We start from the raw sequence: 7,650 nt of genomic DNA on the forward strand, positions 1-7,650 counted from the left end.
CAAGCGGACCTGACCAGCGACGCCGGCTGAGGAACCCGGCTGATTCGGACGGGCGGCGCGCTTGGCCGCCGCCGGCGGGCCGCGCCGGCTCGGGGAGGACGGCGGCATCGACCTCGAGGCCGGACGGAGATCGACGGCGCCGCCCTGACCGACGTCGACAGGCCTGGCAGCTGATGGGGGCCTCGAGGGCGAGGCTGGCAGTGGCATGCCTAGCGGGCCTGACGGTGGCGGCGGGGACCGGCCGCGGGGCCCGGTCGCGCTACCTCTTTCGGCGCGTTCCGTGCCGGCGTCGATCTCGTCTCACGGTGACGATCCCGACGTCACGCGGCTGCCACCCAGGTGACGGCGGGGACCCCCCGGGAGCACGCTGTGGTCTGTCGGCAGGACGACCGGGGAATCGTGCCCCAAGGGGGGTTCACCCGCGCAAACTGGGTACGTGCTTCGCATGGCTCGACACCGTCGTCCTCAGTCCGTCCGCCACGGCGTGCGCCCTCGCGTGGCGCGTCGGGTGGTACTGCCCACAGCCACTCTGGTCACCGCGGGGGTCGTCACAGTGGGTACTGCCTTCGCCTGTACCGGTTCCTCCACCGTCGCCAACGCGAGCACGGGGGTGATCGTGTCGCCGGTCCGCGACGCCGAGACCGTGGCTCCTTCCACCCGCGAGGCCGACGCGATCGCCGAGGCGGTACGCACCAGCCCGTACACCGCTCAGGTCCCGGCGAACGAGTACAAGGTCGCCGGCACCGCCCTCGCGAGCAGCGACCCGAGCTGGGCGTACACCGAGCTGCACCCGACGGTCGAGGACCTCGACCGGGCGGAGGGCGTGCTGCACCGCACCGACGGCGGCTGGAAGCTCGTCCAGCTCGGTACCTACGAGGTGGGCTGCGGCGTCGCGCCGAGCGCTGTGCTCGAGGACTTCGGCCTCGAGTGCCCGCCCGCGGATGCGGCAGACGCCGAAGGCGCGGACTCCGCGAGTCCCGCCTGAGCCTCCCGGGCATCTCCGCCTCCGCCTCCGCGGGGGCCGTCCGCGCCTCCTCGGGGCGCGATGGAGGATGCTGCTTGCCGGCATGGCTGCGGCCCAGCATCAGGCCGGGCCCAGGACCAGCGGGAGGCGAACCGAGTGCCCGTCACCGAACTTGATGTACGCACGGCCGACGGTGTGATGGACGTGTACCTGCACACCCCCGACGGCGGCGGGGGCGCGACGCCCCCGGTCGTCATCTTCTACCCGGACGCCGGTGGTGTTCGCCCGGTCATGCACGACATGGCCGCCCAGCTCGCCTCGCTCGGATACGCGGTGGCGCTGGTGAACTTCTTCTACCGGTCCGGCAAGATCTCGTTCGACGTGGGCAAGGTGTGGTCCGATCCTGATCTACGCGCCGAGTTGACGGCCGTGATGGGCAAGGCGGACCCGGCGTCGGTCGTTCGTGACACCGCGGCGCTGCTCGACGTGCTGGAGGGGCGTTCCGACGTGCGGGCCGACAAGGTCGGCGCGGTCGGCTACTGCCGGGGCGGGCTGATGGCCTTCATCCTGGCCGGCGCGATCCCGGACCGGGTCGCGGCCGCCGCGTCGATCCACGGCGGCGGCATCGCCACCGAGGAGCCGACCAGCCCGCACCTGCGGGCCGAGGTCATCCAGGCCGCGCTCTACTTCGGCGTCGCGGCCGACGACCGATCCTGCACGCCGGAGCAGCAGGAGCTGCTCACCGCGGCGCTGGACAAGGCCGGTGCCCGCTACGAGCTGGAGCAGTACACCGCCGCGCATGGCTTCGCCGTCCGGGACAACCTCAGCTACGATCCCGCGGCCGCGCAGCGGCACTGGGAACAGGTCACGGCGCTGTTCGCCCGGGACCTGCCCACCGGCTGACGCTCCGGCCCCCGCCTCAGGGGGTGTAGATGATGTCCCAGAGGCGGGCGGTCATGTCTGTGCTGGTCGTGGCGAGCAGCAGGCCGAAGGGGGCGAAGGCGCAGCTCATCACGGTGCTGCTGTGCCCGGTGAGGGTCGCGATGGCCGCGCCGGTCGAGACGTCCCACAACAGGGCGGTGTCGTCGGTGCTCGCCGTCGCCAGCAGCCGGCCGTCGGGGGAGAAGGCGCAGCTCTGGGCCGAGCCGGGCAGGGTCGCGACGGTGCTGCCGCTGCCGGCGTCGGTCAGCCGGGTCCCCTCGTTGCCGGCGGTCGCCAGCAGGCTGCTGTCGGGGGAGAAGGCGCAGCCGCCGGTGAAGTTCGTGTGCCCGGGCAGGCTCATGATGGCCTCCCCGACGGAGACGTCGCACAGCAGCGTCGACTCGGCGCCCGCGGTGACCAGTAGCCGGCCGTCGGGGGAGAACGCGCAGCCGTAGACGGTGCCGCGGTGGCCGTTGAGGGTGACGATGTTCTTGCCGGTCGACGAGCCCCACAGCCGCACGGTGCGGTCGGTGCCGGTGGTCGCGAGCAGGCTGCCGTCGGGGGAGAAGGCGCAGCCGTAGACCGGGCCGCGGTGACCGGTCAGCGTCACCGTCTGGCGGCCGGTGGCCGGTGGCGACGTCCCAGATCCGGGCGGTCTTGTCGCTGCCGGTGGTGGCCAGCAGCTTGCCGTCGGGGGAGAACGCGCAGCCGTGCACGACCAGGCTCTTGCGCCCGCTGAGCGTCGTCGCCACGCGGCCGGTCGCGACGTCCCACAGCCGGGTGCCGTCCTTGCTGGTGGTGGCGAGCAGCCCGCCGTCGGGGGAGAAGGCGGCGGAGGTGACGTCGCGCTCGTGGCCCGTGAGCGTCGCGCGCGCGGTGACCTCCACGTGCAGTGACGGGCGGCTGCTGCGTTCGAAGCCGCGCAGGTCCGCGGCGCCCGGCGAACCCAGCGGCGCGGGCCCGGAAGGCAGGGTGGTCGCGATCCAGTCGGCGTCGCGGACCGGCGTGCCGGGCTCGGCGTGGGTGTGGATGAGGCTGCCCGGCCCCTCGACGGCCAGGTCGAACAGGGTGCCGCCGGTGAGCCGGACGCGGGCCAGCACGGCGCCCGAGTCGAAGCGTTCCCCCGGTTCGACCAGCCAGCGAACCATCGTCGCCCGCCCGCCGGGGATGTCCCAGCGGGCCGGCTGCAACACGGGGTTCGGCCGCGCGGCGGTGGTCCGCCGGGTCGACACCGATGACGCCCAGGCCGCCGCGCCGAGCACCACCGCGAGCTCCGGGTCGACCGGGGAGAACAGCTGCTGGCCGGGCCAGTCGGTGCCCGACCCCGAGCCGTCCCTCCAGCACGTCGGTGACCACCGGGATGCGCGAGCTGCCGCCGACGAGGAGTACCCCGCCGAGCTTGTCCGGCCCGTACCCGGCGGTCTCCAGCAGGTGCTGGCAGCAGGCCATCGTGCGGGCCAGGGTCGGCGAGGCGAGCTGGGTGAGCCGGCCGCGCTGCATGCTGACCAGCAGGCCCGCCGGGCTGAACACGTCCTCGACGACCGCGATGTCGCTGAGCTGGTGCTTGACCGCGCGGGCGAAGTCGAGCAGCTCGTGGCGGGTGCGGCTGGCCGTGGTTTGGTACATGTCGCCGATGCCCGGCGGGTTGAGAGCGGTTCCAGCCCCGGACCGTAGAGGCCGAGGATTTCGTCGAACAGGATCTGGTTGAGGTCACGCCCGCCGCAGTCGTGCAGCGCTGCGTGCGCGATCATCTCGTGCCGGCCGTTCTCGCCGACCGAGACCAACGCGCCCTCGAACGTCCCGCCGCCCAGGTCGTAGACGAGCATCAGTGAACCGGGCTCGGGCTCGGCGCCGACCAGCGGCGACCAGGCCGCGGCGACCGGCTCGGCGAGCAGGTCGACGTCGACGAAGCCGGCGGCCTCCGCCGCCGCGATCATGAGCCGGCGCAGCGGGCCGGCCGGGTCGTAGCTCGCCGGCACGGTGACGACGGCCCGGGTCAGCGCCTGGCCGCCGAGCTGCTGCTCCGCCTCCGCCTTCAGAGCGCCGAGCACGGCGGTGACCAGCACGCGGGCCGGGTAGCCGCGGCCGTCGAGGGGCACGGCGCCGTCGCGGGCCAGGTCACGTTTGATCTCGCCGCGGTAGGCGGCGGGCCAGATGCGCTTGCGGCGTTCGGCGAGGGTGCCGACGATCAGGTTGCCCCCGTCGGCGAACACCGACGCCGGCCAGCTCACCGAGCCGCTGGCGGGTTCCCGGACCGGTTCGATGCGGCCTTCGACGGCAAGAGCCGCCCGGGCACTGCAGGTACCGTAGTCGATCGCGAGGATCGGCTCGCCCACGGCACCCCCTGTCCACGACTCCGGTGGGCAGATCGTAGCGGCGCCGACCGGGGCACCGTCGACACCCTCGCTAAACACCAGGAAAACGGGACTGACCGTCCGTATCCGGTTGCCGCCCGTGGTTGCGTCGCGGCAGCGGCCTGTGGTGAGGGTGGCGCGGGGGGCTGCCGCGGAGTGCTGGCGGCGCGGCGCCGGGCGGTGCCCGGCTGCGGTGGCGGACTGCCGGCCTCCCCCGTAACGGCCGGCAGCCCGCGGAACCACGCCGGTGCGCCCCCGATTCGGCACCTGGCCGTCTCGTCCCCCCGGCGAACCGGCCTGACCCGTCGCACCGGCGCGGTCCCTGGACTCATCGTGCGGGATGTCGACGGCGCCCGCCATCCCCGATTCATCGGGGGAAAAGCGCTGGCGCAAGCCGTCGAAGTCTGGTTTCCCCGCTGGTTTCCCTGCTGGTTTTCCGCCGTCGTCACCGGCCCGGTCGGGAAATCCACCGGGCGGGGTGCCAGGCAGGCCGGCGCAGGTCGAGGGCCGCGCCGGCCAGCACCGAGATCTGCTGCGCGGCCAGCCGGTCGAGGTCGGCAGCGAGGCCGTCCGGCAGCGCCGAACCCTCGCCGGGGACGGCCTGTAGCCGCGCCACCACGGGACCGACCTGAAGAACGCTAACGTGCCCGGCGCCCGGCGGGTCGTCTCCCGCATCTGCGAGCGGCGGGGTGGCCGGTGGTTCGAGCAGCTCCCGGGCGAGTTCGCCGGCCCGGCGTGGGCTCGGCAGCAGCCAGCGCGTGTCGTCGAGCCGGTAGAGCTCCGCGTCGGGCGTACCCAGCCAGATGGCCCGGCCCTGGTGCACCGTCCGACCGCCGGGCGGCGGGGCCACGGTGTCGGGCGGCGGGGTCACGGTGTCGGGCGGCCGGATCCGGCACATCCCGCGCGGCAACGCCGCCGCGTCGAGGAAGGAGGCGAGGAATGCCGCACGCAGGCGGTCCGCCCGGGTCCGGTCCCCCTTCTCTGCGCCCCCACCCATCTTGACGAGGGTGTGGGTGCGGGAGACATCGGGCAATCCCACGAAAACCGGGGGACGCGACGGGGCGAAGTGGCGCTCAGTCGAAGCCGAGTTCGCGGGCCCAGATTGCGGCGGCGGTGCTCGGGGGGATCGTCGGCGGGGCGTCGGGGTGGCTCGCGATGTACTTGGCCCGCACCGTGCGCAGGTAGTCGGCGACGACGCTGGCCTTGACGTTCATCGCCCTGGCCGCCTCCTTGTGGGACAGGCCCCGGCACCCGACGAGGACCATCACCTCGGCCTCCCGCGGCGAGGGCCGGTGCAGCCGGCGCCGGCGACGGGCGGCGTCGAAGATCCGGGCGAGCCGGCCGTGCGCGTCGGGTGCGGACAGACCCCACTCGGCGCACAGCTCGTCGAGATGATCCCCCTGGGCGAGGCCGCGCAGCAGGTTGCGTTCGTCGGCGTCGAGCTCGCCGCGAGAAAGCGGGCGCCGCTGCGCGTCCTCCAGCAGGAAACCGGGGAGTCGGGCGGAGACGTGGTAGCTGCCGGTGGCCACGGCGGTCACCGCGGCCACGAACTGCTGCGCCGGCGCCGTCTTGTCGACGAACCCGCGGGCCTGCGCGGCGATCGCGTCGAGCACCTCGTCGGGAGTCGCCACCCCGGACGTGGTCAGGACTGGCAGACCGCGGGTGTGCAGGTCGGCCACGGCCGCGGCGCTGCGGTCGAACGGCTCGAGGCTCGGGGCCGGCGCGAGGACCGAGAACCCGGCGCCGACGAAGCGGGCGGCCAGCGACTCGGTGGCGATCGGATGGTCGTCGATGATCGCCACCGAGATCGGCCGGCGCTCGGCGCTCACCGCGAGTCCGCCTGCTCGGGCGCGGGAGACGGTGTCCCGCCATCGGGCGGACTGGGCGGGATTGGCGGGCTGGGCGGGGCCGGCGGGGCCGGCCAGCGCAGCGTCACCTTAGACCCCGCCGCCCGGCTGGCCGGTGACGAGCACCTGCCCCCCGTGCCGGCGCACGGCCTGGTAGCTGCCGCTCATCCCGCCACCGGGGCGGACCGTCGCCGGGTCGAACCCGACGCCCCGATCGCGGACGACCACGAGCACCGCGCCCGCGTCGCCATCGACGAACAGGCTGACCTCGTCCACCCCGGCGCTGTGCCGCACGACGTTGCGCAGCGCCTCCCGGGTCGCGGCGACCAGCGCCTCGCACACCGGCGCGGGCGGCTCGCCCTGGATCGCCACGAAGGGGACGAGTGCGAGGCCCTCGTCGGCGAACGTGTCGACGACCGCCGACATCATCGCCTCGAACCCGGTCTCGCCCGGCGCGGGCGTCCCACCGCCGTCACCACCGTCACCGCCACCGCCGTCACCACCGTCGCCGTCGAGGACTCGCGGTTCCAGCCCGCGCGGGTCCATGATGATCCGCCGGGCACGCTGCGCCCCGCGTCTGGCCTCCCGGACCAGCGCGGGGGACGGGGTGCCGCCGCCGGCGACGTGGTCGACGATGGGCAGCAGGTAGTCGTGGATCTCCCGGTGGGTGATCTCGCGCTGGCGCAGGCTCTCGGCCTCCCGTTCCTGCTCCACGGCTACCCGGCCGGCCGCCCTGGCCGCGTCCTGGGCGGCCGCGGTCGCCATGGACAGCATCCGCAGCTCCCGGGCAATGAGCATCGCGACGACGTACCACAGGGCGAAGCCCAGCAGGTCCGAGCCGAGCTTGAGGGAGACGTCCGGCAGCACGGCCAGGCTCCACGCCGCCATCAGGATCGCCACCGCGGCGACGGCGAGCAGCCCCAGACCCAGGCCGAACCCGACACCGGCCGAGGCCACCAGGCTGAACGGCACCAGCTCGGTCATCAGCTTGTTGCGTTCGTGTGGCTGCGCTGCGCGGGAGCCGACCAGCATCAGCGCCACGCAGAAGGCGACGTCGGTGAGCACCAGCCGGCGGGACAGCCGGTCCGGCCCGCGCCATGCCCGCGAGGCGAACCAGCTCGCCTCGGTGGCGGCGGCGACCACGATCAGCACGGCGAGCCAGGGATGGCGCAGCCGGTCCCACCCGAACAGCGGGATGACCACGAACGTCGCACAGGCGGCCCGTGCGTACCCGACCATCCGCGACATGCGCTGCTCGGTGCGATGGACGACGACCCAGGGCGGACCCGCGGCTCCACCCAACCCGGTCATGGGTCGCCACGGTAGTGATCGAGCGCGGACACGGCCACCCCCTGCGTCCGATCCGGTCGTTGTGGTGTGCGTCGGGCGCTGCGCGGGCACCGCCACGAGATGGACACCCTCTGCCTCACCCCTGTTCCGGCGCCGGGCCAGCGCCTGGGATCGGCGGCCGCGGCGGTCCTGCCGCCGCCCGGCCCGGGCCCGCTGCCGACGCCTCCGGACCCCGTCCCGCCGTCGCCCATCCCCGATCCGGTGCCGCCGGGCC

The 7,650-nt window shown here is 74.3% G+C and carries 6 protein-coding genes and 3 pseudogenes; 2 read left to right on the forward strand and 7 right to left on the reverse strand.

Annotated elements, in window-relative coordinates; genetic code table 11:
* Positions 1 to 508: 508 nt before the first annotated feature.
* Positions 509 to 985: a nuclear transport factor 2 family protein gene (locus G6R25_RS19100; protein ID WP_235949082.1), complete on the forward strand. Its 477-nt coding sequence runs from the start codon at positions 509 to 511 to the stop codon at positions 983 to 985.
* A gap of 135 nt (positions 986 to 1,120) precedes the next feature.
* Positions 1,121 to 1,867, forward strand: a complete 747-nt coding sequence (locus G6R25_RS19105; protein WP_163554062.1) for a dienelactone hydrolase family protein — start codon at positions 1,121 to 1,123, stop codon at positions 1,865 to 1,867.
* A 16-nt stretch (positions 1,868 to 1,883) separates the two neighbouring features.
* On the opposite strand, the gene G6R25_RS30820 is transcribed toward G6R25_RS19105, so the two are convergent.
* The 7 genes and pseudogenes from G6R25_RS30820 to G6R25_RS19125 all read right to left on the reverse strand — a co-directional run bounded on the left by G6R25_RS30820 (position 1,884) and on the right by G6R25_RS19125 (position 7,397).
* Positions 1,884 to 2,495 (reverse strand): WD40 repeat domain-containing protein, encoded by a 612-nt coding sequence (locus tag G6R25_RS30820; RefSeq protein WP_419469381.1) that lies wholly within the window; start codon positions 2,493 to 2,495, stop codon positions 1,884 to 1,886.
* Positions 2,496 to 2,574: 79 nt separating this feature from the next.
* Positions 2,575 to 3,033: pseudogene (locus tag G6R25_RS30825) on the reverse strand (WD40 repeat domain-containing protein); the annotation flags it as partial.
* A gap of 247 nt (positions 3,034 to 3,280) precedes the next feature.
* A pseudogene (locus G6R25_RS30830) lies at positions 3,281 to 3,511 on the reverse strand (Hsp70 family protein); the annotation flags it as partial.
* A gap of 113 nt (positions 3,512 to 3,624) precedes the next feature.
* A pseudogene (locus G6R25_RS30835) lies at positions 3,625 to 4,599 on the reverse strand (Hsp70 family protein); the annotation flags it as partial.
* 85 nt (positions 4,600 to 4,684) lie between these two features.
* Positions 4,685 to 5,278: a hypothetical protein gene (locus tag G6R25_RS19115; protein WP_235949084.1), complete on the reverse strand. Its 594-nt coding sequence runs from the start codon at positions 5,276 to 5,278 to the stop codon at positions 4,685 to 4,687.
* 34 nt (positions 5,279 to 5,312) lie between these two features.
* The gene (locus G6R25_RS19120; RefSeq protein WP_163554063.1) at positions 5,313 to 6,068 is read right to left on the reverse strand and encodes a helix-turn-helix domain-containing protein; all 756 of its coding nucleotides are present in this window, start codon (positions 6,066 to 6,068) and stop codon (positions 5,313 to 5,315) included.
* 108 nt (positions 6,069 to 6,176) lie between these two features.
* Positions 6,177 to 7,397 (reverse strand): ATP-binding protein, encoded by a 1,221-nt coding sequence (locus tag G6R25_RS19125; protein WP_235949086.1) that lies wholly within the window; start codon positions 7,395 to 7,397, stop codon positions 6,177 to 6,179.
* Positions 7,398 to 7,650: the final 253 nt, after the last annotated feature.

Origin of the sequence: Candidatus Frankia alpina (assembly GCF_902806485.1) — a bacterium.
In the GTDB taxonomy this organism is placed as follows: Bacteria; Actinomycetota; Actinomycetes; order Frankiales; family Frankiaceae; genus Frankia; species Frankia alpina.